General features: G+C 62.4%; 20 protein-coding genes and 1 pseudogene. 10 read left to right on the top strand and 11 right to left on the bottom strand.

What is annotated here, in order from left to right:
- Positions 1 to 113: 113 nt before the first annotated feature.
- From B4L76_RS22775 to tcyJ, 4 genes are all read right to left on the bottom strand, one after another.
- Positions 114 to 1355 (bottom strand): SfnB family sulfur acquisition oxidoreductase, encoded by a 1242-nt coding sequence (locus B4L76_RS22775; protein ID WP_296235335.1) that lies wholly within the window; start codon positions 1353 to 1355, stop codon positions 114 to 116.
- A gap of 258 nt (positions 1356 to 1613) precedes the next feature.
- Entirely contained in the window at positions 1614 to 2372 is a 759-nt protein-coding gene (tcyN, locus tag B4L76_RS22770; RefSeq protein ID WP_296235334.1) for an L-cystine ABC transporter ATP-binding protein TcyN, read from the bottom strand.
- A 2-nt stretch (positions 2373 to 2374) separates the two neighbouring features.
- Positions 2375 to 3043: a cystine ABC transporter permease gene (tcyL, locus tag B4L76_RS22765; protein WP_296235333.1), complete on the bottom strand. Its 669-nt coding sequence runs from the start codon at positions 3041 to 3043 to the stop codon at positions 2375 to 2377.
- Positions 3040 to 3834, bottom strand: a complete 795-nt coding sequence (tcyJ, locus tag B4L76_RS22760; protein ID WP_296235332.1) for a cystine ABC transporter substrate-binding protein — start codon at positions 3832 to 3834, stop codon at positions 3040 to 3042. The genes tcyL and tcyJ overlap by 4 nt, the downstream gene beginning before the upstream one ends.
- Positions 3835 to 4142: 308 nt before the next feature.
- On the opposite strand from tcyJ, the gene epsC reads away from it, so the two are divergent.
- Together epsC and betT are read left to right on the top strand one after the other, a co-directional pair.
- Positions 4143 to 5075: a serine O-acetyltransferase EpsC gene (gene epsC / locus B4L76_RS22755; protein WP_296235331.1), complete on the top strand. Its 933-nt coding sequence runs from the start codon at positions 4143 to 4145 to the stop codon at positions 5073 to 5075.
- Between the two features lie 257 nt (positions 5076 to 5332).
- Positions 5333 to 7294: a choline transporter BetT gene (gene betT, locus B4L76_RS22750; protein WP_296235392.1), complete on the top strand. Its 1962-nt coding sequence runs from the start codon at positions 5333 to 5335 to the stop codon at positions 7292 to 7294.
- Positions 7295 to 7410: 116 nt separating this feature from the next.
- Here betT and tauD read toward each other — a convergent pair whose 3' ends face one another.
- The 4 genes from tauD to tauA are packed head-to-tail and all read right to left on the bottom strand — an operon-like array spanning position 7411 to position 10916.
- Complete coding sequence (tauD, locus tag B4L76_RS22745) at positions 7411 to 8244, bottom strand: taurine dioxygenase (protein WP_296235330.1); 834 nt, start codon at positions 8242 to 8244, stop codon at positions 7411 to 7413.
- A 48-nt stretch (positions 8245 to 8292) separates the two neighbouring features.
- Positions 8293 to 9132, bottom strand: coding sequence for a taurine ABC transporter permease TauC (tauC, locus tag B4L76_RS22740; RefSeq protein ID WP_296235329.1), 840 nt, complete (start codon positions 9130 to 9132; stop codon positions 8293 to 8295).
- Positions 9129 to 9917 (bottom strand): taurine ABC transporter ATP-binding subunit, encoded by a 789-nt coding sequence (gene tauB / locus B4L76_RS22735; protein WP_296235328.1) that lies wholly within the window; start codon positions 9915 to 9917, stop codon positions 9129 to 9131. Before tauB ends, tauC begins: the two co-directional genes overlap by 4 nt.
- Before the next feature lie 27 nt (positions 9918 to 9944).
- Positions 9945 to 10916 (bottom strand): taurine ABC transporter substrate-binding protein, encoded by a 972-nt coding sequence (gene tauA, locus B4L76_RS22730; protein ID WP_296235327.1) that lies wholly within the window; start codon positions 10914 to 10916, stop codon positions 9945 to 9947.
- Between the two features lie 518 nt (positions 10917 to 11434).
- Between tauA and B4L76_RS22725 the strand changes: the two genes are divergently transcribed.
- The 8 genes and pseudogenes from B4L76_RS22725 (at position 11435) to B4L76_RS22690 (ending at position 18495) form a co-directional block, all read left to right on the top strand.
- Positions 11435 to 12769: an OprD family porin gene (locus B4L76_RS22725; protein ID WP_296235326.1), complete on the top strand. Its 1335-nt coding sequence runs from the start codon at positions 11435 to 11437 to the stop codon at positions 12767 to 12769.
- Positions 12770 to 12934: 165 nt separating this feature from the next.
- Complete coding sequence (locus B4L76_RS22720; protein WP_296235325.1) at positions 12935 to 13573, top strand: peroxiredoxin; 639 nt, start codon at positions 12935 to 12937, stop codon at positions 13571 to 13573.
- 208 nt (positions 13574 to 13781) lie between these two features.
- Positions 13782 to 14375: an NADPH-dependent FMN reductase gene (gene ssuE / locus B4L76_RS22715; RefSeq protein ID WP_296235324.1), complete on the top strand. Its 594-nt coding sequence runs from the start codon at positions 13782 to 13784 to the stop codon at positions 14373 to 14375.
- Positions 14376 to 14459: 84 nt separating this feature from the next.
- Complete coding sequence (locus B4L76_RS22710) at positions 14460 to 15425, top strand: sulfonate ABC transporter substrate-binding protein (protein ID WP_296235323.1); 966 nt, start codon at positions 14460 to 14462, stop codon at positions 15423 to 15425.
- Between the two features lie 58 nt (positions 15426 to 15483).
- A complete protein-coding gene (gene ssuD, locus B4L76_RS22705; RefSeq protein ID WP_296235322.1) occupies positions 15484 to 16632 on the top strand; it encodes an FMNH2-dependent alkanesulfonate monooxygenase in 1149 nt (382 codons plus the stop codon).
- A gap of 10 nt (positions 16633 to 16642) precedes the next feature.
- On the top strand, positions 16643 to 17440 hold the full coding sequence (gene ssuC, locus B4L76_RS22700) for an aliphatic sulfonate ABC transporter permease SsuC (RefSeq protein ID WP_296235321.1): 798 nt from the start codon (positions 16643 to 16645) through the stop codon (positions 17438 to 17440).
- Positions 17412 to 18249, top strand: a pseudogene (gene ssuB / locus B4L76_RS22695) (aliphatic sulfonates ABC transporter ATP-binding protein). The gene ssuC and the pseudogene ssuB overlap by 29 nt, the downstream one beginning before the upstream one ends.
- Positions 18250 to 18279: 30 nt before the next feature.
- Positions 18280 to 18495, top strand: a complete 216-nt coding sequence (locus B4L76_RS22690; protein WP_003255829.1) for a TOBE domain-containing protein — start codon at positions 18280 to 18282, stop codon at positions 18493 to 18495.
- 46 nt (positions 18496 to 18541) lie between these two features.
- On the opposite strand, the gene B4L76_RS22685 is transcribed toward B4L76_RS22690, so the two are convergent.
- The 3 genes from B4L76_RS22685 to gshA form a co-directional block, all read right to left on the bottom strand.
- On the bottom strand, positions 18542 to 24034 hold the full coding sequence (locus B4L76_RS22685) for a dermonecrotic toxin domain-containing protein (protein WP_296235319.1): 5493 nt from the start codon (positions 24032 to 24034) through the stop codon (positions 18542 to 18544).
- A gap of 87 nt (positions 24035 to 24121) precedes the next feature.
- Positions 24122 to 24757, bottom strand: a complete 636-nt coding sequence (locus B4L76_RS22680; protein WP_296235318.1) for a TetR/AcrR family transcriptional regulator — start codon at positions 24755 to 24757, stop codon at positions 24122 to 24124.
- Positions 24757 to 26334 (bottom strand): glutamate--cysteine ligase, encoded by a 1578-nt coding sequence (gene gshA / locus B4L76_RS22675; protein ID WP_296235317.1) that lies wholly within the window; start codon positions 26332 to 26334, stop codon positions 24757 to 24759. Before gshA ends, B4L76_RS22680 begins: the two co-directional genes overlap by 1 nt.
- Between the last annotated feature and the right edge of the window lie 70 nt (positions 26335 to 26404).

Here is a 26404-nt window from a genome sequence, read left to right as displayed (position 1 = left end):
GGCCGCTGCGGCCCATCGCGAGCAAGGCCGGCCCCACAGGGTGCGCACACGGGGCCTGTGCAAGAGCGGGCTGGTGTCGCGATGGGCTGCAAAGCGGCCCCAAAGCCAAAAAATCAGATCCAGGAATGCCGCGCAGGCAGCGTGCCGTTGAGGTGGTAAGCGCCCACCGCGTGGTACTTCCAGCGCACCGGGTCATGCAGGGTGTGCACCCGGGCGTTGCGCCAATGGCGGTCGAGGTTGAACTCGGCAAGCGTGGCGCGGCTGCCGGCCAGCTCGAACAGCTTCTCGCTGGCCTGCAGGGCGATTTCGGTGGTCAGCACCTTGGCCTCGGCCACCGCGATCGAGGCCCGCGCCGCGCTTGCGGCGTCGATCGGCGCGGCGTTGACTTCGTCGAGAACCCGCGCAGCCTTGCGCAGCAACGCTTCGGCGGCATGCAGTTCGAGCTTCAGGCGACCGACGTCGGCAATCACATACGGATCGTCACTGGCACGCTCGACATTGGCGTCGACCCATGGGCGGGACTTCTCGCGGACGAATGTGATCGCTTCATTGATCGCCGCTTCGGCAATACCGGCATCGATGGCCGCCTGGATCAGCTGCGAAGCTGCACCCTGGGTATTGGGGATGTCGCGCTGGCGCCAATTGTCGATCACCAGCTCGGCATCCACCGGCACCTGGTCGAGCAGTACGGTGCCGCTGGCGGTAGTGCGCTGGCCGAACCCGGACCAGTCATCGACGATGCGCAGCCCGGGGCTGCCACGGCGGACGAACGCCAGGCGCTGGCGGCCTTCGTCGTCCAGCGCCTTGACCGCCACCCAGTGGGCGAACAGAGCACCCGTGGAATAGAACTTTTCGCCGCTGATGCGATAGCCGTCGCCGGCCCGGGTAAGCCTGGCCCTGAGTGTGAGGGTATCTTTGGTGCCGCGCTCAGGGCCGGCATTGCCGATACGCCAGCCGTCGAGCACGCTGCGGTAGATCGCCGCCTGCTGCGCTTCGGTTCCTGTCAGGCGCAGCAGTTGCAGGATGCCGAACTGGTTCTGCGGGATCTGCCCCAGGGCCGGATCGGCGGCGCTGATCAGGCGGAATACTTCGGCGATGGTCTCGAATGACACCTCGGGGCCGCCGAAGGCTTTGGGGACGCTGATGCTGCCCAGGCCACTGCGGGTGAACAGCTCGATCTCGGCCCATGGCAGTTTGCGTTGCTGGTCGCGGCGGGCGGCCTGCTCACGGGCAACCTCGGCCAGTTCGCGGGCCGCTTGCAAGGCTTCGGCGTCGTTGCGCAGCACCTTGGCTGGCAGCAGCACCGGCGAGCTGTCGAGATCGCTGTGGAATCGGGTATTGGCTTGGCTGGACATCAGTGCCGCTCCTTGGCTGCACTCAATGCCCTGGCGTTGCGCACTGGGGTGATTGTGATCCTGACCATTCCTGACCTCACAAATTGGTTATGTCGCTGTAGCTGGTCGCGACGGATGTGTGCTGGTCCGGTGGTCCGGTTCATATACCCTAATGCTTTATAAAAACTTTATGAACTAACTCTTTGGAATATGTATAGAAGAAGGGATTTGTTGCGGATGTGCCGGCCTCGCGGGCGCGCCCGCGAGGCCGGCACAGGCTTACTCGGAAGCCGCAGTCCCGAGGAACTTGCGCAGGAATTGCCGGGTACGTTCTTCCTTCGGCGCCGCGAACAGCGCCTTGGCCTCGCCCTGTTCCACGATCACTCCCTTGTCGAAGAAAATCACCCGGTTCGCCACGTCCCGGGCAAAGCTCATCTCGTGGGTCACGATGATCATGGTGCGTCGCTCCTCGGCCAGGCCGCGGATGGTCGCCAGCACTTCACCCACCAGCTCCGGGTCGAGCGCCGAGGTCGGTTCGTCGAACAGGATCACCTCCGGTTCCATGGCCAGGGCGCGGGCGATGGCCACCCGTTGCTGCTGGCCACCGGACAGGCGCCGTGGATAGGCGTCTTCCTTGCCTGCCAGGCCGACCTTGGCCAACAGGCGCCGGCCCAGTTCGATGGCCTGCTCGCGAGGCGTCTTCTTGACGATCACCGGGCCTTCGATGACGTTTTCCAGGGCAGTGCGGTGGGGGAACAGGTTGAAGTTCTGGAATACGAACCCGGCCTGCTGGCGCAGGCGGCGGATCGCGCCTTGCTGGCCACCCAGCGGGCGGTTGGCGTCGATGCTGATGTCGCCGATCTGGATCTGCCCGGCATCGGGGGTTTCCAGCAGGTTCAGGCAGCGCAGGAAAGTGGTCTTGCCAGAGCCGCTGGGGCCGATGATCGCCACCACTTCGCCCGGCTGCACGGCCAGATCAATACCGTTGAGCACGGTCTGGCCCTTGAACCGCTTGGTCAGGCCTTTGACTTCAATCATGCTCAATGCTCCTGGTCATGCTGGTTGACGCGCGCTTCCATGCGGTTCTGGAAGTGCGCGAGGATGCTGCACAGCACCCAGTAGATGACCGCGACCGCCACGTACATGGTGAACACTTCGAAGGTGCGTGCGGTAATCAGCTGGGCCTGACGGAACAGCTCGGGCACCTGGATGGTCGCCGCCAGGGCGGTGTCCTTGACCAGCGAGATGAAGCTGTTGCCCAACGGTGGCAAGGCGGTGCGCAAGGCTTGCGGCAGGATGGCCCGACGCATGGCCTGGACGCGGGTCATGCCGATGCTGGCGGCGGCTTCCCACTGGCCGCGGTCGATCGAGGAGATCGCCGCGCGCAGGATTTCGCAGATGTAGGCCGCCATGTTCAGCGACAGACCGATCAGCGAGGCCGGGATCGGGTCCAGTTCGATGCCGATCTGCGGCATGCCGAAATAGATCACGAACAGCTGCACCAGCAGTGGTGTGCCGCGGAAGAACGACACATAGACCCGGGCCAGCCAGTTCAATGGCAGGACCTTCGACAGCCGCATCAGCGCCAGGGCAAACCCCAGCAGCAGGCCGAAGAACATGCCCCCGACGCTGAGCAGCACGGTATAACCCGCGCCCTTCAGCAGGAAGGGCGCAGAATCGACAACGAGTTGCAGGCTTTCAGCGATCATTTGGTGACATCGGCACCGAAGTACTTCTCGGACAGCTTGGCCAGCGTGCCGTCAGCCTTGAGCTTGTCCAGTGCCTTGTTGATTGCCGCCAGCAGTTCCGGCTCGCCCTTGCGCAGTGCCACGCCGCTTTCCAGGCGCGAGAAGGCATCGCCGGCCAGCTGGGTGTCCTTGGCTTTCTGGGCATATTCCAGCGCGGCCAGGCGGTCGATCAGGATGGCATCGATACGGCCGTTACGCAGGTCGGCGAACTTGCTTGGGTCGTCTTCATAGGTGCGCACATCGGCTTGCGGCACGTCCTGTTTCACCCACTGCTCGTAGTTGGTGCCCAGGCCTACGCCAACCTTCTTGCCGGCCAGGTCGGCGGCCTTGTGGATGTTCAGCTGCTCGGCCTTCTTCTTCAGGATCAGCGCCTGGATGCCGGAGATGGTGTAGGGCTCGGAGAAGTCGTACTTCTTCTTGCGCTCTTCGGAAATGGTCACCTGGTTGATCACCACATCCAGGCGCTTGGACTCCAGGGCGGCGAGGATGCCGTCCCACTTGGTCGGCTGCACCTTGGCCTTGACTCCGAGCTCCTTGGCCAGCAGTTCGGACAGCTCGACTTCGAAGCCGGTGAGCTTGCCGTTCTCGTCCTGGAAGCTGAACGGTGGGTAGGTGCCTTCCAGGCCGACGTTGATCACGCCTTTTTCCTGGATAGTCTTGAGCTGCTCGCCGGCAAAGGCCTGGCTGAACAGGCCTGCACCCAGCAGGAGAGCCAGGCTGGCGTTGAGTAGCGGTTTGGCGAATTTCGACATGTGGGAGCCCCGCGCTTGTGATCAGTGGTGGGTGGCGACTATAGGGATGGCCACTTAGGCCAGGAAATACTAAAAAATTATTTTATTATTTCCTTTTGTGTTTTTGTCAGTCCCGACTGCATTGAGGGTAGGTGAGTATCCGCCCCCCGTCATCGCTGCTTATGCCTGACTTAGTGCAGGATGGAATAAAGCGTTGTTTTTTCCAAGGGATGGTTTTGCCGTAGAGTGGATTGCATGTACGCAGGCCCGGCCCTTTCGCGGGTCAGCCAAATAAAAATGAGTCTGGCCTACTCAGGCAGGAGAAAACCGTGAGCGAACAACCTTCATCCGGGCACTGGCAGCTGCAGAGCATCGTCGCCGGTCTGCGCGGCGCCCGTGAACAATGGCGCGCCCGCAATGGCCGCAGCAGTGGCGAGCAAGGCGGGCGTGAGTTGCCTTCGCGCGAGGCCATGCGGCAGATTCTCGAACAACTGTGCGGCGCGCTGTTCCCCATGCGCCTTGGCCCTGTCGACCTGCGCGAAGAAAGTGAAGACTTCTACGTAGGCCATACCCTGGATGCCGCGTTGACCGCCTTGCTGGTCCAGGCTCGCCTCGAGCTGCGCTACGCCGCACGGCAAAACAAGGCCGAGCTGGACGGCGTTGATGCCCATGCGCTGCGCCTGGTCCAGGGCTTTGCCGCCGCCTTGCCGGGCCTGCGCGTGCTGCTCGATACCGACGTGCTGGCCGCTTACCACGGTGACCCGGCGGCGCGCAGCGTCGATGAAGTGCTGCTGTGCTACCCCGGCATCCTGGCGATCATTCACCACCGTCTGGCGCACCACCTGTACCAGGCCGGCTTGCCACTGCTGGCGCGGATCAGCTCGGAGCTGGCGCATTCGGCCACGGGCATCGACATTCATCCCGGGGCACAGATCGGCCCGAGCTTCTTCATCGACCACGGTACGGGTGTGGTGATTGGCGAAACCGCGATCATCGGCGAGCGCGTGCGTATCTACCAGGCCGTGACCCTGGGAGCCAAGCGCTTCCCCAGCGACGAGTCGGGGACCCTGCACAAAGGCCTGCCGCGTCACCCGATCGTCGAAGACGATGTGGTCATCTATGCTGGCGCCACGGTTCTGGGGCGGATCACCATCGGCAAAGGTTCGACCATCGGTGGCAATGTCTGGCTGACCCGCAGCGTGCCGGCCGACAGCAACATTACCCAGGCCAATCTGCAGCTGGATTGCCAGGACAAGAACTGATATCCGTACCGGCCTCCTCGTCGCCAAGCCCCGCGAAGAGGCCGGCCAGGGAGGGCGCCAGCCAGCGCCCTGATTCGCATTGAAATCCGATCCATGTTTAACTTGAACGCTTGTTCAATGAAAAACGCTGGTCCGCTGCCGGTGTTCAACAGGAGGATTCCTTTGCTGAACCCGTTCATTCCGAACCTTACGTCATTCGACGAGGTGCGCCGCCCATGAGTGCACCGATCCCATCCCTTGCCAATGGCAAGATCCGCATGAACCCCCCGGTGTTCTATTTCGCGGCAAGTTTCATCCTGCTCTTCGGCCTGGTGGTCATTGCCAACCCGCGCAGTGCCGGCGACTGGTTGCTGGCGGCGCAGAACTGGGCGGCCAACACCGTCGGCTGGTACTACATGCTGGCGATGACGCTGTACCTGGTCTTCGTGGTGGTCACCGCCTTGTCCGGCTACGGCAAGATCAAGCTCGGTGCCGACCACGACGAGCCCGAGTTCAGCTATCTGTCGTGGGCCGGCATGCTGTTCGCCGCCGGTATCAGCATCACCCTGTTCTTCTTCTGCGTGTCCGAGCCGCTGACACACATGCTGCAGCCGCCCCAGGGCGAGGCGGCTACCGCCGAGGCCGGGCGCCAGGCCATGCAGATCCTGTTCCTGCACTGGGGCCTGCATGGCTGGGGCGTGTTCGCCTTCGTCGGCATGGCCCTGGCCTACTTCGCTTACCGGCACAACCTGCCGCTGGCCTTGCGTTCGGCGTTGTACCCGCTGATCGGCAAGCGCATCAATGGGCCGATCGGCTACGCGGTGGACGGTTTCGGCATCATTGCCACGGTGTTCGGCCTGGGCGCCGACATGGGCTTTGGCGTGCTGCACCTGAATGCCGGCCTCGACTATCTGTTCGGCATCAGCCACAGCCAGTGGGTGCAAGTGCTGTTGATCGTCCTGATGATGGGCGCGGCGGTCGCCGTGGCCGTTGCCGGGGTGGAGAAGGGCGTGCGGGTGATGAGCGACATCAACCTGTTCCTGGCCTGCGCGCTGTTGCTCTTCGTGCTGTTCGCCGGCCCTACCCAACACCTGTTCAACACGCTGATCCAGAACCTTGGCGATTATCTCGGTGCCTTGCCACGCAAGAGCTTCGATGTGTATGCCTACGGCGAGAACAGCGGCTGGCTGGGCGGCTGGACCGTGTTCTACTGGGCCTGGTGGATTGCATGGGCACCGTTCGTGGGGCTGTTCATCGCCCGTATCTCCCGCGGCCGTACGATTCGCGAATTTGTCTTCGGCGTGCTGCTGATTCCGCTGGGCTTCACCCTGGCGTGGATGTCGATCTTCGGCAACAGCGCCTTGGACCAGGTGATCAACCACGGCATGAGCGCGCTGGGCCAGTCGGCACTGGATAACCCGGCGATGAGCCTGTACCTGCTGCTGGAAACCTACCCCTGGAGCAAGGCGGTGATTGCCGTGACGGTGTTCATCAGCTTCGTGTTCTTCGTTACCTCCGCCGACTCGGGCACCGTGGTGCTGTCGACCTTGTCGGCGACAGGAGGTGATGCCGACGAGGACGGACCGAACTGGCTGCGTATCTTCTGGGGCGCAATGACGGCGCTGATCACCAGTGCACTGCTGTTCGCCGGCAGCATCGATTCGCTGAAGTCCGCTGTGGTGCTGACCTCGTTGCCGTTCTCGCTGATCTTGCTGTGCATGATGTGGGGGCTGCACAAGGCGTTCTACCTGGAGTCGCAACGGCAGATCGCGCAGATGCACTCACTGGCCCCGTTCGCGCATTCACGTCGCGGGCGCGGTGGCTGGCGTCAACGCCTGAGCCAGGCGGTGCATTTCCCGTCGCGCGACGAGGTGTACCGCTTCATGGACGACGTGGTGCGCCCGGCAATTGCCGATGTGCGCGAGGTGTTCGAGCAGAAGGGCCTGGTGCTGATTACCCAGGACGACCCGAGCCATGACAACGTCAGCCTGAAGATTGGCCATGGCGAGGAGCAGCCGTTCATCTACCAGGTGCAGATGCGTGGCTACTTCACGCCATCGTTCGCCCTCGGTGGGCTGGGCACGCAGGAGTTGAAGAACCGCCGTTACTACCGGGCGGAGGTGCACCTGAGCGAAGGCAGCCAGAACTATGACCTGGTGGGCTATAGCAGGGAGCAGATCATCAACGACATCCTCGACCAGTACGAACGGCACATGCAGTTCCTGCATCTGGTCAGGTAACCCGCTGGGGGCCGCCGTGCGGCCCATCCCGACAAGGCTGCGCCTGCAGAGGTATGCGACTCCTGCAGACGCGGCCTTGTGTCACGAAAGGAGGCCCAAGCCTCCCCGGGGCGGTGTCAGAAAGGCACATCCCCAAGGATGGTCGCCCGATGCATCACCCGCCGGTTCGGCCGGTAGTCATCCACGGCAAAGTGCTGCGTTACCCGGTTGTCCCAGAACGCCACATCATTCTCCTGCCAGCGCCAGCGGATACTGAACTCCGGCCGCGTGGCATGGGCGAACAGCAGCTTCAACAGCGCTTCGCTTTCCAGTTCGCTCAGCTCATTGATCCGCGTGGTGAACCCTTCATTGACGAACAGCGCCTTGCGCCCGCTCACTGGATGCGTGCGCACCACCGGGTGTGACAAAGGTGGGTTGTTGCGCCGCGTGGCCTCCCAGCGCGCCAGGTCCTCTGGCGTGGTACCAAAGCGCTCCAGCGGGAACGACTTGGTGAAGTCATGGGTAGCGCTGAGCCCGTCGAGCAACGTGCGCAAGGGCGCCGACAAGGCTTCGAAGGCCGCGATCCCGCTGGCCCACAGGGTATCGCCACCATACGCCGGCAGCTGCTTGGCACTGAGGACTGCTCCCAGGGCCGGGGTCGGCAGGAAGGTCACGTCGGTGTGCCACACGGCATTGTCGCGCACATCGGTGACCGCCGTGTCGAGGATCAGCACCTGCGGGGTTTCCGGCACATTGGGATAGATCGGGTGGATGTGCAGGTCTCCGAAGCAGGCAGCAAAGCGTGCCTGCTGCTGCGGGGTGATCGGTTGGTTGCGGAAGAACAGCACCTGGTGTTGCAACAGCGCCTGTTCGATGGCGTCGCGCTGTTCGGTGCTGATGTCGCGGCTGAGGTCCACGCCGCTGATCTGGGCGCCGAGCGCCGGGCTGAGTGGAGTAATGGTCAGGCTCATGTCGGTCTCTTCGTCAGGCAGCCAGGCTGCTGGCGTGGTCAACAGGGTTCAGTGGCTTTGCCCGTGCCAAGGCACCAGCTTGCGTTGCAGGGCGCGCAAGCCCATTTCCAGGGCGAAGGCGATCAGGGCGATCAGCAGGATGCCAAGCACCACCACATCGGTTACCAGGAACTGTGCTGCCGACTGCACCATGAAGCCCAGGCCACTGGTGGCCGCGATCAGCTCGGCGGCCACCAGGGTCGACCAGCCGACTCCGAGGCCGATACGCAGGCCGGTGAGGATGTCCGGCAAGGCGCTGGGCAGGATCACATGGCGGATCAGCTGGGCCCTGGTCGCTCCAAGCGACTGTGCCGCCCGCATTTTGGCCGGGTCGACCGTGCGCACGCCGGTGGCTGTGGCGATGGCGATGGGCGCGAAGATCGCCAGGTAGATCAGCAGCACCTTCGACAGCTCGCCGATGCCGCACCAGATCACGATCAGCGGCAGGTAGGCCAGCGGCGGGATCGGCCGGTAGAACTCGATCAACGGGTCGAGAATGCCACGGGCCACGCGGTTGTAGCCGATGGCGATGCCCACCGGAATGGCCGTGAGGGTGGCGGCCAGCAGGGCTACGCCGATGCGCCCCAGGCTGGCACCCAGGTGCTGCCACAGGCTGGCATCCATGTAACCCTGGGTCAGCAAGGTCCAAGCCCTGGCCACGATATCGGCGGGCGCGGGGAGGAACAGCGGCTCGATCCAGCCGGCTGCGGTCACCAGCCACCAGGCCAGCAGCAGGCTGGCCAGGGTCAGCGTGCTGATCCAGCGGGTGGCCAAGGGGCTGCGCAGCCTGGCGGTTGGCCGGGGGCCGGCGTTGCGTTTGCCGATGACCGGCAGGTCCAGACTGCTCATGCGCGCTCCTGCAGGCTTTGCCGTTGCGAGAACACCCGGGCCAGCACATGCTCGCGGGTTTCGATGAAGGTGGGGTCGGACTTGATCGCCCGGGCCGGTTCGCCGGCGGCATGACGCTGGCCGAAATCCAGTTGCAGGCGTTCCACCACACGCCCCGGGTTGGGGGCCAGCAGCACCAGCTCGCTGGCCAGGAACACCGCTTCTTCGATGTCATGGGTAATCAGGAACACCGGCTTGGCCGTGCGTTGCCACACCTGCAGCAGCAACTCCTGCATCTGCTCACGGGTAAAGGCATCGAGCGCGCCGAACGGCTCGTCCATCAGCAGTACCCGAGGGTCGGCTGCCAGCGCCCGGGCCAGGCCCACGCGCTGTTTCTGGCCGCCGGACAATTGCCAGATGCGCCGCTCGCCATAACCCTCGAGGTCAACCAGGGCCAGCATTTCGCGGGCTCTGGCTTCGCGCTCGGCGCGGGGCATGCCGGCCAGTTCCAGGCCGAAGGCGACATTGGCCAACACGTTCTGCCAGGGCAGCAGGGCATCATCCTGGAACACTACACCGCGCTCGGCCCCGGGGCCCTGAACCGGTACGCCGTCCAGCGTGATGCGCCCGCCGCTGGGGGCGACGAAGCCGGCGATCAGGTTCAGCAGCGAGGTCTTGCCGCTGCCGGAAGGCCCCAGGGCCACCAGCAACTGGCGCGGCCCCAAGGTCAGGTTGATATCGGCCAGCACCGGGGTAGTGGCGCCGGGGTACTGTGCGCTGATGCGCTCCAGCTCGAGCAAGGCCATGGCAGGCTCCGGTCGGTTTCTACAGGCTTAGTTGGGCAGGTACTGGGCGCTGACGTAGGGCGAGTAATCCGGCAGTACCGCGTCGACCTTGCCTTGCTGCTTGAGGAAGGTGGCCGTGTCGGTCAGCGCCTGGGTGGTCGGCGTGCCCAGCGCACTGGCCTGGTCGGCCGCCAGCGGGTAGACGTTGCCCTGCAGCAGTACCGGGATATCGGTAGGCTTGGCGCCGGAGAGCTTGGCCAGCTTGGCGACGTTGCCCGGGTTGGCGAGCCAGGCTTTGGGATCCTTGCGGTAGTCGGCGTAGGCGTCGAGGGTGACCTTGGCGAAGGCCTTGACCACGTCCGGGTGTTTGGCGGCGAAGTCCTTGCGCACGATCCATGCGTCGAAGGTCGGCGCGCCTTTCTCGGCCAGCTCACCCGAGGTGATCAATATCTTGCCGTTTTCCTTGGCCACGCCCAGGGCCGGGTCCCATACATAGGTAGCGTCGATGTCACCACGCTTCCAGGCAGCAATGATCGCTGGCGGTGCGAGGTTGAGAATCTGTACTTTGGCCGGGTCGATGTTCCAGCTTTTCAGGGCCGCCAGCAGGCTGTAGTGGCCGGTGGAAACGAACGGCACGGCGACTTTCTTGCCGACCAGGTCTTGCGGAGTGTTGATACCGTCGCGGGCGACCAGGGCCTCACCGGCGCCAATCTGCGTGGCGATCAGGAAGGTCTCGACCGGCAGCTTGCGGGTAGCGGCAGCGGCCAGCGGGCTGGAGCCCAGGTAACCGATCTGTACATCGCCACTGGCTACTGCGGTGATGACGTCGGCGCCGTTGTCGAACTTGCGCCAGTCGATGCTGGCCTTGCTGGCTTTTTCATAACTGCCATCAACCTGCGCGACTTTGGCGGGGTCGACGGTGGTCTGGTAGGCCACGGTCAGGTCGGCAGCCTGGGCCAACCAGCTGGCGCTGGCGAGGGTCAGGGCGGCAAACAGACGCAGCGGAGCGTGCGGAATCATGGTGAACCTCTCGTCAGCCATCGGGTGTTGGATGGCGAGAAGGCTAAATGATCTAAGAAAAGTAAAATAAATAACTTTTTTGCATTAGCTTAGGAGCCAATCGCTTTAACCTGTAGGCGCACCGCTTTGGGCTCGATCGGATATGACCACAGCCAATGGCACAACCCGGAAGTGCTGCTAGCCTTTTCCGACTCGTTAGAACGATATGGAATTAGGTTATGAGCAAACGTTTGCAAATAACCTATGGTTATGAGTCGCTTGGTTTTTACAATAAAAGCCAGTAACAGTTCCTAACATATTCCAGAAAAATCTTACCAATTCATAAAACGGTCATTTTGGATTTATAGGATTGTCATTATCCTGTAGCGCAGGTGGCGTCTTAGACCAAAGTCGCGAAACGTTTAGAAACGATTGACTTAATGGTCACGCTTTGGGACTAAATCGCCAATCCACGGTGAGCGGGGCAGCAGATCCCGCCGCCAGAGATACACAAGAATTAGAACGTAGAGGAGCAAAATATGTACAAGTCCAGCCTGGCCCTGGCCGTGGCATTGGGGGTTCTCGCCCAACAAGCAGGCGCTGCCGGTTTCGTTGAAGACAGCAAACTGTCGCTCAGCTCGCGCACCATGTACTTCAACGATGACAATCGCGAAAGCGGCATCGACCAGAAGGAAAGCGGACAGGGCTTCAAGCTTGACTATCTGTCTGGCTTCACCGAAGGCACCGTAGGCTTTGGTGTTGACGTTCAAGCATTGTGGGGCATTCACCTGGACGGTGGCCGTGGTAGCCGCCCGGATGCCAACAACACCTTCTTCCCAAGCGACTCGGATGGTTCGGCAGTCCACGACTGGGCGCGCATTGGTGGTAACGCGAAGGCTCGCTTCTCCAAGACAGAAGTTCACTACGGTAGCGCCCTGGCGCCTAACCTGCCGATCCTGGTGTCCAACGATGGCCGCCTGCTGCCGCAAACCTTCGAGGGCGGCACCTTGCAGTCGAAGGAAATCGACAACCTGACCGTCAACGCAGGTCAGCTGACCCACGCGATGGGCCGTGCTTCGAGCAACCGGACCGGTCTTTCCGTTTCTGGCGCCTTCCGTGACAGCAACAAGTTCCAGTTCGCCGGTGGTGACTACAAGCTCACCCCTGACCTGACCCTGCAGTACTACTACTCGAACCTGGAAGACTTCTACAAGCAGCACTTCCTGGGTGCTACTCATGTCTTCAAGATTGCCGACAACCAGTCGTTCAAGACTGATCTGCGCTACTTCGACAGCAGCAGCGATGGCAAGAACGGCCAGACCGGGTACGCCTTCGACAACAATGGTGGCTTCGCGAAGAACACCGGTGAAGTCGACAACAAGACCTGGAGCGCCATGTTCACCTACACCCTGGGTGGCCACGCGCTGATGCTCGGCCACCAGCAGGTGGGGGATGACGGTGGTTTCGTCTGGCTGAACCAAGGTAGCGTACGCAAGGACGGCGCCACCTCTTCGCTGGAAGGCAACGGTGGCTCGAGCTTCTACCTGTTCACCGACAGCATGATCAACCAGTTCGCCCGCGCTGGCGAAAACACCACCTTCGGTCAGTACTCCTATGACTTCGCGGCTCTGGGTGTGCCTGGCCTCAAGGCTTCGGTGGCCTATCTGCGTGGTGACGACGTACGCAACAGGTCTGGTGATGGCACCTATAACGAATGGGAACGTGACGCGCGCGTCGACTACACCCTGCAACAAGGCACCCTCAAAGGCCTGGGCTTCAGCCTGCGTCAGGGCGTCTACCGTGGTAGCGGCGAAAGCGCTGCGGACAAAGACCAGACCCGCTTCATCGTGAACTACACTTACAATTTCCTGTAAGCCGTAGCCAAACAAGAAGCCTCGCCTAGTGCGAGGCTTTTTTGTGTCTGCGCATTAATGTGCTTTTCAGTTATAAATAAATCGTTATTTATTCTTTTTATTTTTATTCCGGCGCAGGCACATTGAACCCACACGCTACAGAACCCAGCACAGGAGCCGCAGCCCATGAGCCTCAAACTCGGCGATATCGCCCCCGATTTCGAACAGGATTCCAGCGACGGCAGGATTCGCTTCCACGAGTGGCTGGGCAATAGCTGGGGCGTGCTGTTCTCGCACCCGGCGGACTTCACCCCGGTGTGCACTACCGAGCTGGGTCTGACTGCCAAGCTCAAGGACGAATTCGCCAAGCGCGGGGTCAAGGCCATCGCCTTGTCGGTCGATCCTGTCGACTCGCACCAGCGCTGGATCGAGGATATCAACGAGACCCAGAACACCGTGGTCAACTTCCCGATCATCGCTGACGCCGACCGCAAGGTGTCCGATCTGTACGACCTGATCCATCCGAATGCCAGCGACACCCTGACCGTGCGCTCGCTGTTCGTTATCGACCCGAACAAGAAGGTACGCCTGACGATCACCTACCCGGCCAGTACCGGGCGCAACTTCAATGAAATCCTGCGGGTGATCGACTCGCTGCAACTGACCGACAACCACAAGGTGGCGACGCCAGGCAACTGGCAGGACGGTGACGACGTGGTGATCGTGCCTTCATTGAAGGACGAAGAAGAGATCAGGCAGCGCTTCCCCAAAGGTTACCGGGCGGTCAAGCCCTACCTGCGGCTGACCCCGCAGCCTAATCGCTGAAGGATTCCTCGTTGCATTGCTCTTAGCCATAGCAGGGATATTCGGGCCGTTTCGACGGCCCTTTTTTATGCCTGTAGAAATTGCCTCGGTTTTTCGCAGGCCGTCAGGATTAAAAAATCAAATGGAATAAATAAATGAAAAAATATGATTTCTAGATATATGAATGCGCTGGTAATGTCACTTCCAACCCAGACAAGGAAACGCTGCAATGTTGGTCGTCTCAATCGGTGGTAGTCCCAGTACACGTTCACGCTCCGGCGTGCTGCTGGAGCGTTCGCGCCTGTGGCTGCAGGATCGTGGTATCGAAGTGGTAACGTTCCAGGTACGAGACTTCCCCGCAGAAGACCTGCTGCATGCCCGTTTCGACAGCCCGCAGGTGCAGCATTTCCTGCAGCTGGTAGCCCAGGCTGATGGCCTGATCGTTGCCACCCCGGTGTACAAGGCCTCCTTCGCCGGCGCCCTGAAAACCTTGCTCGACCTGCTGCCTGAACGGGCCCTGGCCCACAAGATCGTGTTGCCGATCGCCACCGGCGGCAGTATCGCCCACATGCTGGCGGTGGATTACGCACTGAAACCTGTGCTGTCGGCACTCAAGGCGCAGGAGACCCTGCAAGGGATCTTCGCCGACGACAGCCAAGTCGCCTACGCAGACGGCAGCAAGCCCGCGCAGCTGCTACCGGCGCTGGAAGAACGCCTGCAGGAATCGCTGGAGACCTTCCACGTCGCCCTGGCCCGCCGGCCACGCCCTGTAGCCCCCGGCGTGCTGAAAGAACGCCTGATCAGCGCTCGCTGGAGCATCTGACCGGCTTCACTTGCTTGACCACCTTACTCGCCCGACAACGAGGCAAGCAGGTGCAACCCGAACCCCATCGCACAGGAGAGCGCCATGCGCACAGTCTTCTTGCGTCGCGGTCTGGTCGCCCTGTTTGCGGCGGCTGTGTCCTTCGGCGCCATTACCCAAGCCCAGGCCGAGAGCCTGCGTATCGGTTATCAGAAATACGGCACCTTGGTGCTGCTCAAGGCCAAAGGCACGTTGGAGAAGCGTCTGGCCGAGCAGGGCGTGCAGGTGCAGTGGACCGAGTTCCCCGGCGGCCCGCAGCTGCTTGAAGGGCTGAATGTCGGCTCCATCGATTTCGGCGTCACTGGCGAAACACCGCCAGTGTTCGCCCAGGCCGCTGGTGCCGACCTGCTGTACGTCGCCTATGAGCCGCCAGCACCGCACAGCGAGGCGATCCTGGTGCCGAAGGGGTCGCCGGTACAGTCGATCAACGATCTCAAGGGCAAGAAAGTCGCCCTCAACAAGGGCTCCAACGTGCATTACCTGCTGGTCCGCGCCCTGGAAGACGCAGGCCTCAGGTACACCGACATCCAGCCCGTCTATCTGCCACCGGCCGATGCTCGCGCGGCCTTCGAGCGCGGCAGCGTCGATGCCTGGGTGATCTGGGATCCCTACCAGGCCGCGGCCGAACAACAGCTGCAAGCACGCACCCTGCGCGACGGCAAGGGCCTGGTCGATAACCACCAGTTCTATCTTGCCACCCGTAGCTATGCGACCCAGCACCCGGCGGTGATCAACACCCTGATCGAAGAAGTTCGTGCGGTGGGCCAGTGGTCCCAGGCCAACCCGCAGCAAGTGACCGAGCAGGTTGCACCACTGCTTGGCCTGCCTGCCGATATCACCCTGACCTCGGTCAAGCGCCAGGGCTATGGCGCCGCAGCGCTCACCCCGGAAGTGGTGGCTGCGCAACAGAAGATCGCTGACACGTTTCAGGCCCTGAAGCTGATTCCCAAACCACTGAGCATCAAGGACGTGATCTGGACACCCCCGGCCAAGGTCGCCAGTGCGCCTTGATTGACTTGCCGCGCCGGGGCCTTGCCCTGGCTGAGCCCCCCTTGAGGAGACAACTCCAATGAGCCTGAACATTTTCTGGTTTCTGCCCACGCATGGTGACGGTAAGTACCTGGGCACCGCTGATGGCGCCCGCGCTGTCGACCACGGCTACCTGCAGCAGATCGCCCAGGCGGCCGACCGCCTCGGTTTCGGTGGCGTACTGATCCCTACCGGGCGTTCCTGCGAGGACTCCTGGCTGGTTGCCGCGTCGCTGATCCCGGTGACCCAGCGCCTGAAATTCCTGGTCGCCCTGCGCCCCGGCATCATTTCGCCGACCGTGGCGGCTCGCCAGGCGGCCACCCTCGACCGGCTGTCCAATGGACGCGCGCTGTTCAACCTGGTGACCGGCGGTGACCCGGACGAACTGGCCGGGGACGGCCTGCACCTGAACCACCAGGAGCGCTATGAGGCGTCCGTGGAATTCACTCGTATCTGGCGCAAGGTGCTGGAAGGCGAGGTGGTCGACTACGATGGCAAGCATATCCAGGTGAAGGGTGCCAAGCTGTTGTACCCGCCGATCCAGCAACCACGCCCGCCACTGTATTTCGGCGGCTCCTCCGAAGCCGCCCAGGACCTGGCTGCCGAGCAGGTAGAGCTGTACCTCACCTGGGGCGAGCCGCCCAGCGCGGTCGCGGAAAAAATCGCCCAGGTGCGTGAGAAAGCCGCTGCCCAGGGCCGCGAAGTGCGCTTTGGCATCCGCCTGCACGTAATCGTGCGGGAAACCAACGAAGAAGCCTGGGCCGCCGCCGACAAGCTGATCTCGCACCTGGACGACGACACCATCGCCCGCGCCCAGGCCTCGCTGGCGCGCTTCGATTCGGTCGGCCAGCAGCGCATGGCGGCGCTGCACAACGGCAACCGCGACAAGCTGGAGGTCAGCCCCAACCTGTGGGCCGGCGTCGGCCTGGTGCGTGGCGGTGCCGGTACCGCGCTGGTGGGGGACGGCCCGACCGTTGCGGCGCGGGTCAACGAATACGCCGCGCTGGGCATCGACACCTTCATCTTCTCCGGTTACCCGCACCTGGAAGAGTCGTACCGGGTGGCCGAGCTGCTGTTCCCGCACCTGGATGTGCAGCGCCCGGAGCAAGCCAGTGCTGGCGGCTACGTGAGCCCGTTCGGCGAGATGGTGGCCAACGACATCCTGCCCAAGTCCGTTGCGCAAAGCTGAGGGCCAGGCCATGAGTCGTGCAACTTCCAATAGCCTTGGCCAGCGCCTGGCGCCTTGGGCGCTGCCGGTACTGCTGTTGGCCGCCTGGCAACTGGCGGTCAGCGCCGGCTGGCTGTCGACGCGCATCCTGCCGGCGCCCAGCGCCGTGGTCAACGCAGGCGTGGAGCTGGTGCGCAGCGGCGAGATCTGGTCTCACCTGGCCATCAGTGGCTGGCGGGCCGGGCTGGGCTTCGTCATCGGCGGCAGCATCGGCCTGGTACTGGGCTTCATCACCGGCTTGTCGAACTGGGGCGAACGCTTGCTCGACAGCTCGGTGCAGATGATCCGCAACGTGCCGCACCTGGCGCTGATCCCGCTGGTGATTCTCTGGTTCGGTATCGACGAGTCGGCGAAGGTCTTCCTGGTCGCGCTGGGCACGCTGTTTCCGATCTACCTGAACACCTACCACGGCATCCGCAACGTCGACCCGGCTCTGGTGGAGATGGCGCGCAGCTATGGCCTGTCCGGCTTCAGCCTGTTCCGCCAGGTGATCCTGCCGGGTGCCTTGCCATCGATCCTGGTCGGCGTGCGTTTCGCTCTCGGCTTCATGTGGCTGACTCTGATCGTTGCCGAAACCATATCGGCCAACGCCGGTATTGGTTACCTGGCGATGAACGCCCGGGAATTCCTGCAAACCGACGTGGTGGTACTGGCCATCGTTCTGTACGCCGTGCTTGGCAAGCTTGCCGACCTTGCCGCGCGGGGCCTGGAGCGCGTGTGGTTGCGCTGGCACCCGGCCTATCAAGTGGCCAAGAAGGGGGGCGCATGACTGTGCTCAAGGAACAGCCGCCACGCCTGTTGCGTGGCATCCCGCTGGCTTCCAGCGGCCTGCGCAAGACCTTCGGCCAGCGCGAAGTGCTCAAGGGCATCGAGCTGCATATCCCGGCTGGCCAGTTTGTCGCCATTGTCGGTCGCAGCGGTTGTGGCAAGAGCACCTTGCTACGCTTGCTGGCCGGCCTCGACCAGCCCTCGGCAGGACAGCTGCTGGCTGGCGCCGCCCCGTTGGAGGAGGCCCGCGAAGAAACCCGCCTGATGTTCCAGGACGCGCGCCTGCTGCCGTGGAAGAAGGTGATCGACAACGTCGGCCTGGGTCTGTCCGGCGATTGGCGCCCGCGTGCGCTGGAAGCCCTGGAAGCCGTTGGCCTGGCCGACCGCGCCAACGAATGGCCGGCAGCGCTCTCCGGTGGCCAGAAGCAACGCGTGGCCCTGGCCCGGGCGCTGATCCACCAGCCGCGCCTGCTGCTGCTGGACGAGCCGCTCGGCGCACTGGATGCACTGACCCGTATCGAGATGCAGCAACTGATCGAACGCCTGTGGCGGCAGCACGGCTTCACCGTGCTGCTGGTCACCCACGACGTCAGCGAGGCGGTAGCCGTGGCTGACCGGGTGATCCTGATCGAGGACGGCGAGGTCGGGCTCGACCTCACTGTCGACCTGGCACGGCCCCGGGCGCGTGGCTCGCACCGCCTGGCCGCGCTGGAGAGCGAGGTGCTCAACCGTGTTCTGTCGGCTCCGGGCGCTGCGCCCGAGCCGGATCCTGTCGCCCCTTTGCCCACGCAACTGCGTTGGGCGCACTGAACCCCAGAAACCAAGAGAAGGAATTACAGCATGACCATCAAAGCCATCAACGTTCGCAACCAGTTCAAAGGCACCGTGAAAGAAATCCTCGAAGGCCCGGTACTGTCGGAAATCGACGTGCAGACCGCCTCGGGTATCGTGACCTCGGTCATCACCACCCGCTCCGTACGCGAGCTTGAGTTGCAAGTGGGCAGTGAAGTCATTGCCTTCGTGAAGTCGACCGAAGTGTCTATCGCCAAGCTGTAAGCGGTCATCACCTGGTCTGTCAGGCAGACCAGGTGATGACGCAGGATCAACTGGCCGGCCGCAGGCCACCAAAAAGCGTGGTGGCTTGCGTCTCGGTCATGCTGCCTCGCCACGCGCCATCGCCCAGGTCGCGTTCGCTCGCCAGTTTCAGGTGACCTGCTTCCAACCGTGTGAAGCCTTGTGCCGGTTTCTGCCGGAAGTGGAAGTGCGCATACCACAATACCTGCCGGGTGCTCCGATCGAGGATGCTGTATTCCTCCAAATACTCGATCGGTCTGCCCTTGCGGTCCAGCTTCGGGCTCAAGGTACGCGACCAGGCAATTTCCACTTCCTGCTGGTCAAGCAGGTATTGCAGGTAACCCACGGTAGGCTTGCTGGTCGCCTTGGTCTGGGCGATGCGCAACTGGCGGCCAAGCGTCTGCATCTGCTCGGCGGCGGCTTCCAGGCTCTGCGTCAAGGCGGTTTGCCCGGCGGTCATTGCGTTGCCTGCTTTCTCGCGAATACTGGCGGCGATGAAGCGCAGCTGCTGCGCGTGCCCTTCGGCGATGTCTTCCAGATCGACAGGCAGCGCTTGCGGCGTCTGGTACTGGCGTAGCCTGGCCTGCTGTCTCGGGACGTCGTCCAGGCGAGCAGTGGCAGCTTTTACCAGGCTCGACATCGACTGGGCAGGCGCTGCGCGTTGTGGCGCGGCTATTTGCCAGCGACCTGCCTCGTTCATGGCATAGACAGTATGGGGCTGATCGGAGTTAGGCTGGTTGATGCGCATGCGCGTCTGCCCGCGTTCCACGAACTGTTCCCCGATCAGTGGCCCGTCCACTGTTTCGAACAAGCGCGGTCGGCTGGTGCCACGGCCGGGTTGAGCGGTCGGGCGGGGCCGGGCTGCGTTGGCGTTGCCGAGGGTATTTTCGATTTCCTCGACAAACTGCCGTAGCAACTGGCGGAGAGCCTCGGTCTCACTGGGTGACAGCAAGTCCTGGAAGTTGTCTTCCCATGCCGTGACATGGTTCAGAAAACGCTTGTAATGGCTTTGCGCGCTGGTCAGGAAAATGCGTTCCTGGCCTCGGGTGAGACCGGCATTGGGCATCTGCAGGTGACTGTAGAGAGTGCTGCGCAACGCAACACCTTGTTCATGGAAATGCGCCATGAATGCGTTCATTTGCGAATGCTCGACGGCGCTTGTCTTGAACAGTGTCGAGGAGAGAATAGAAGCCTGAACCAGTTGGGCATTGGCCACATCAAGCCGCAAACCCGTTTGGTCCACTTTCCGCAGGTACTTGGCCAGTGCGCTGCCCTGCAAGACATTGCGTCTGGCGTGATGGCGGACGGCCAAATGCTCTACCTCTCGCAAGGTAGCGATCATTTCCCGGTTTGCCATCAGCGAGTCCTGTGTCAGGCGCATTACCAGTGCGGTGGGGGCTGTGGGCCCAGGCAGGGCCTGGATTGCATTGATGGCCAACCGTACCTGGTTCGTGGCCATGATGAATCGGTCGGACACCAGATGCATCTCGAGCACGATCATTTCGCTGATGTTCTCCTCGCACAGTGCAGTGAACCGGGTGTAGTCCGCCCTGCTCAACGTTGCCCGATGCTCTCTGAGGCGGGCAATGCTGCGCGAGTTGAATTCGATATTGCGTTGCAGTTCATCGCTCAGTTGTTTGCGTGCCTTGACGATCTCTGCCTTTTGCGCAGCGGTCAGTTGTACGCCTTCGCCAGCCTGGCGTTTGGCTGTGTTGTAGGCCGCCTCCTTGGCACGTTGGCGTATGACGATGCGTTTCAGTTCGTCGTTGATGTCATGTGCGAGCGCCATGCCGGTCAGCCGTGGAGGTTGTCGCCGAAGCACCATGCGCCAGTACGCTACGCCATGGTTGTAGAGGGTAGTGAGTGCACCGCCGCCACCCGCCAGGCCGTTGTCGACCAGAAGGCCGCTCAACCTGCCAGGGGTGTCCCATATACCCTGATCACTCAGCCGCACTGCTTGACGGTAGGCGCGAATACCCTGAGGGGTGAGACGCCAGGTAGCGTTTGTCGGGTCCCACTCGACCGCGTGCCATACGTTGTTCCGCGCAATGTAATGTTGTCGGGTTTCTACATGTTGAAATACCCCCGCGCCTTGCGGGTGCGTGGAGCGCACCATTGGGCCGGTCGGCAACTCCACCTCATAACCGGCGAATGGGTTGGGGGGCATCTTGCGCATACTGGCCACAGGTCGAAGGCCGCCAGCGCGTTGGCGCTGCTGGGTCAACAGGCGCGCCGCCGGCACAGGTCTGGCAACGGTGGAGGCCAAGGGCGCGAGCGTGAGGATGGCATCGGTCAATGATTGCAGCAGGCTGGTCAGGTGTTGAAGGCCCTCGTCCACATTGCCCGTCTCGAAGGCCCAGACGGCCGCATTCGCCGCCTGCCAGCCATCGTATAGCGCGATGGCCGTGCCCATGCCCGGCAAGAAGCTGAGCGCCAGTTTCAAGCCTTTGAAAAAATAATGATCGAAGGTGTCGGTTGCACTCAGCGCCAGGTCGGCCTGGCTGCGTGAGGTGGCGCGGTGTTCGCGGATGCGCTCGCCCATGTCCAGGTGAGACTCATGCGTCGGCAGCGATTCCGAGCGCGCCAGACCAATCCCGATGAAGCCTCTGAAGTTCTTTTGCAGTGCAGTATTGATGTAGCTTTCATGGTGGTCGGGGTCGCCAGACAGGGACCGGGTCGCCAGAAAGCGGGCCATCTCGTTGTCCAGTGCCATGGTTTGCAGGGCCTGGCAAGCCTCGTCGGAGCTTGTGTACTGGCTGATGACCTTGCCATTGGGGGCATCCGGCATATACAGCAGCACAGGACCCGTAGCGCCTTTTATGACATAGATGGCAGAAAGCTCCACACTGTCGCTTGAGCCGTCTGCTGCCACGCCAGGTCTGAGCATCACCGAATGATAGGCGATCGTTCTGGCTGTCACGGTATCGGCCTGTTCCTGGCAGAACTGTTCCAACAGTCGCTGGCCATTGGCGTCAAGGCTGGTCGGCCTGGAAAGCACCAGCAGTCGCAAGCGATGTTGGTACGGGGTACGGTAGGTTTCCTGGCGCCACTGCACCTGCCAAGGCGACTCTTCGGCAAACCCCAGATATGCGTTGATGATACGTTTTTCATAGCTGCCCGCGAGGTCCATCTGCTCGATCAGGTTGGCGATGTAGGCCGGGGTAATCGCACTCTGCAGACGTGGGTTGTTTGCCGGCTCGAACTTGACCGTGGCGTCGCCCAGTCGCAGGCGCCCATCATCATCCAGTGCCCTCAGCATGAATGATTCCAGGAGAACCTCACTGCGCGCCTCGCTGAATACGGCTACCTCTCTCGACCCGGCCCCGCCCAGTGCCGATTGGCCGGTCACAATCATTTTCGTGGTGACGCTGTCGGCGATGTCGAGGGAAATCTGCGGTACTGTCTGAAGGTCGAATTCGCTGCGCAGGTGTTGCTGCAACATGAACCTCGCGAATTGCTGGCGCGGTGGCAGGCTCAGTTTGAGCAATTCGCCCGAGGCTTGTAGAGAGCGTTCCAGCGTGCCGACCTGGCTGGCCAGTTCGGTCAGCTGCTCTTTGCCAAGATGCTGCAAGGGTGTCAGTCGCGGCTGGATATAGCTGCTGCGGTTCTGTTCTACGAAGCGTGCCAGGGCGCGGGTCCTGGCGCGGTTTTCACTGACGCACAGGCGCCGTCTGGTCTGCTCCCTGGTAGCATTGGCAGGGAGTGCGCTGATGATGGATTGCACGCAATGCTGCATGAAGTGGGTAACGACAGGCGGGTACCTGAGCGTTACCGTTGGCGAGTTGGCCAGCACCTCGAAGAGCTGTGAGGTATCGGTTGGCAGGGCAGACTCGAGCAGGGCGTCGGGCCACGCGCCATGGAGGGTTGTCAGCAGGCGCCTGGTGAGCTCCGCCTCATTCCTGAAGGCCATCAGGCCGCCAGATTGCCCGGGCCGGTACAACAGCAGCGTATCATCCTCGGGTTCTTCGTCTTCCATGAGCATGGCGCGGAACGTCATGTAACCCCGCAACTGCCACGTATGGGCGCCGGCGACCAGTTCCAGGGTACTGACCTGCACATGGCGTTGCAGGCTCGGCACCGGCCTGTCGACGAGCTGTTCGACCCAGTCCAGTTGGGTAGCTGAAAGGTCGCCTAACGCATTCTGCAGCCGTGCCTCCTTCAGCAAGGCCTGGGATAACCCTTGGGCGATCTGCTCTGCACGGGTTTGCTCACCATTGCTTGCCAGCAGCTCGGCGTCAGTCACCTGGTCGGGAAGCTCTAGCAGCAAGGTGTCCAGCGAATCCTGCAGCAAGTCCAACGCGGTCTGGCCTTCCCGCAACAGCGTTACTTTGGCCGAAGCGGGTTCAACTTGCCCATCCAGATACTGTTCCAGCAGTGTTGCCTGGTGCTCGACACACTGGTTGCGCCAGCCTATCGGTGTATGGTCTTCCAGACAGGCAAAGTGGACTTCTTCGTCGGCAAGTGCGATATCGGCTGCGATCACCGCGTCGAGGGTGGCTTCGACTGTGGCAGACAGAGAGGCTTGTATGATCGCGCTACGCTCGGCTTCCCAATGCTGTAAGTCGCTCCAGTCCAGTGGGGCGGTTTCGCTTTGCTTGCAGGCCTGCAGCAGATGGTGGTCGGAAACCTCCTGGAACCGCAGCAGCTGTTCCGCTATTGCCGCGTTGAAGCCGTCGTCGTGCAGCCTCGTGACAATAACGTTGTCGCGCGTGCCGGTTGAAATCGGCAAGCCGGGATCCGACCAGAACCAGGAACGGTTCAGGAAGATCCAGTCGCGCATGCTTTCAAGGTTATCGAACGACAGCACGGTGTTCGGGGCGCTGGGCCTGTAGATCAACCAGCGTGTATCGCTGGGCTGGGGACAGATCGACAGTGCTGCGGTGCTGATAAGCCTACGCCCGCTTGGAAAGCGCCATTCCACCTGTGCATGGCACAGTTCAGGCTGTTTGCCTTGCTGCCAATCTTGGCTGTCCAGCTCGCCGATACCGAATGCGATATCCACGCTACTGGAAAAATGTTGACGCAGCAGGTCGCATGCATGCTTTTGCCGCGAGACGGCTGTACCCGGCATTCGCCCTGCCCAGTAACCGTCGCTAGCATGCAGTCTTGCTGCGTTCACGATCGGCGTCAGGTGGTATGTCCAGTCCGCGACTGTCCATCTGGCGTGTGCCGGAGAATTGTCGAAACCCCATGTGGACCAGGTGGTGAAAGGGTTGGCGAACACCGGGCTGGCCATCAGCCGAGCGGCGAAGGTCAGCATGGTTACTTGATGGTTGCCGTCGTGCAGGCCGCACTGGTAGGGGTCTACCGGCAGGTGCGCTTGCAGCGCGCTGTGCAGGGTGTGGCGCAGTGTGGGTGCTTGGCTGAAAAGGCTGCGCAGTTGCTCGGCGCTTTGCTTCTGCGTTTGCCGAGCGGCCACGAGTAGATTGCTTTTGCCGGCCAATTGTTGGGCGATGACGGCTATGTCGCTGAGGGGCAGTGCCTTGACGATGTCCGCCTGGCTGCTTTCTGACGTTTGCATGAACGGTGATCTCAATGAGGATGCGCGAGCGCTGGAGCCTCATTGAAAGGATCGTGGGGGTGTGCCGGGCGGTAGATGTATATTGGCTCAGGCGGTGCGGCGCAGCGGCAGGAAAGGCGGTAGGTAGAGCGACATATAGGCTTCGAACACACGCATCCCTTCTTCTGCCATGCGTGGCGTAATCTGTTCGAACAGTTGCATCGAGCGGGCGTAGACGCGATCGCTCAGTTCCATGGCCAGGGCGAAGACATCTACATCGCTCGGCATTGTCGGCAGCTGAAAATGCCGGTCGAACAGGCTGTGCATCAGTTCGCCCAGCTCCATGTCGTGTTGGCGGTCGGCTTGCACCACTTCGCTCAGACCATGCTGTGCGAGGATCAACTGACGCGCCGCAGCATCCTCGTTGTAGATATCGAGCATGCGCTGTTCGATCAGCCGCGACAGCTGATGCCAGGTGGTGAAAGCGCGGCTGTCGATCGGGGCGCTCAAGGCTTCGCGAAATGCGCGGTGCACGTCGGCGGTCAACGCTTCCAGCAACGCTGGCACGCTGGCGAAGAAGTGATACACCGACGATGGCGGGATCTGGGCGCGCTCGGCCACGCTGTAGATCGACAGTGCTGCCACCCCTTGTTCGGCCAGCAGCTCGCGTGCAGCTGCCAGGATCGCCTCGATCCTGGCCTGGCTGCTGGCGCGCGGCTTGCGCGGGGTGGCCGTGCGGGTCATCAGTTGCTGATCGCCAGGATGCTGGCCTGGTAGGCGCCGACGAACAGGTCGAAGTCGCCGACCTCTTGCTGCTCCAGGCGCGACTGCTCGGCCAGCGAGTCGCGGGCGAGGGTTTCGAAGGCCTGCTGGCGCTCGACCGGCAGCGGTTGCTCGCGGAAGGTCTCGGCGTGGATACGGCTCTGGCGCAAGGCGAACTGGACGAAGCTTTCGTTGTGCTCGGTCATGCGCGCCAGCACCTGGGCCGATGGGGTCAGCGAGGCATCGTCGACCTTCGCCTGCTGCGCCTCCAGGGCCTTGGCGTGTTTGTCGCCGCCATGTGCCTGGTCGAGCAGGTCGGCCAACTGGCGAATGCGCCCGATCAGCTCGCTGGCCCAGTCCTTCAGGCCGATCGGCTGGCCATCGCGCCGCAGTACCAAGCCAGGGCGACGGCCTTCCTTGACCACGGTCAGGAAGTTGCTGGTGCACTGGCCGCATTCGCCGTTATCCAGTTGCGGGCTGTCTTCCAGGGCACAGAACAGCAGAAACGCATCGAGGAAGCGCGCCTCGGTCAGGTCGATGCCCACCGGCAGGAACGGGTTGATGTCCAGGCAGCGCACTTCCACATACTGCACGCCGCGCGAGGTCAGGGCCTGAATTGGTCGCTCGCCGGTGTAGGTGACGCGCTTGGGGCGGATGTTCGAGTAGTACTCGTTTTCAATCTGCAGGATGTTGGTGTTCAGTTGCACCCACTCGCCGTCCACATGTGTGCCGATTTCAACGTAGGGCGGGTAGGGCGTGCCGACCGCCTTGCGCAGGCTGTCGGTATAGCTGGCCAGGTTGTTGTAGCACGGAGTGAGGCCGGCCTGGGCATTGCTCTGGTAGCCCAGGTCGCTCATGCGCAGGCTGGTGGCATAGGGCAGGTACAGGGTTTCGGCGTCGAACTCTTCGAGCTGATGTGGGCGGCCTCGCAGGAAGCCTTTATCCAGGGCGGGCGAGGCGCCGAACAGGTACATCAACAGCCAGCTGTAGCGGCGGAAATTGCGGATCAGCGCGATGTATGCCGACGACTGGTAGTCGCGGTCGCTCTCGCTGCTGCCCTCGGCGCTGCGCAGCAGCGGCCACAGGGTCTCAGGCAGCGAGAAGTTGTAATGGATGCCGGCGATGCACTGCATGGTGCGGCCGTAGCGCAGGGCCAGGCCCTTGCGGTAGACGTGCTTGAGCTTGCCAATATTGGAGCTGCCGTATTCGGCGATCGGGATGTCTTCCTCGGCCGGCAGCGTGCACGGCATCGATGGGCTCCACAGGTATTCGTCGCCCAGCTTGCTGTAGACGAAACGGTGGGTCTCTTCGAGGCTTTCGAGCACCTTGGCCGGGTCGGGCAGGGCCGGGGTGATGAACTCCAGCAGCGACTCGGAATAATCGGTGGTGATCTGCTCGTTGGTCAGCGCCGACCCCAGTGCTTGCGGATGCGGGGTCTGGGCCAGGCGACCTTCGTCGGTCACACGCAGGCATTCGCGCTCAATACCGTGCAGGCACTGCTTGAGCAGGGGGAGATTGGCGCCGAGCAGGCTCAGGCGGCGGTTGAGGAGGTCGCTCAAGATGTATTCCTTCACGCGTCAGTCGCCCCAATATGGGGGTAGAGATAACGGTCTACAAGGGTAGGAAGAA

It is taken from the genome of Pseudomonas sp. UBA4617, assembly GCF_002386445.1.
Lineage (GTDB): Bacteria > Pseudomonadota > Gammaproteobacteria > Pseudomonadales > Pseudomonadaceae > Aquipseudomonas.
This window is presented reverse-complemented; position numbering and strand designations above follow the sequence as displayed.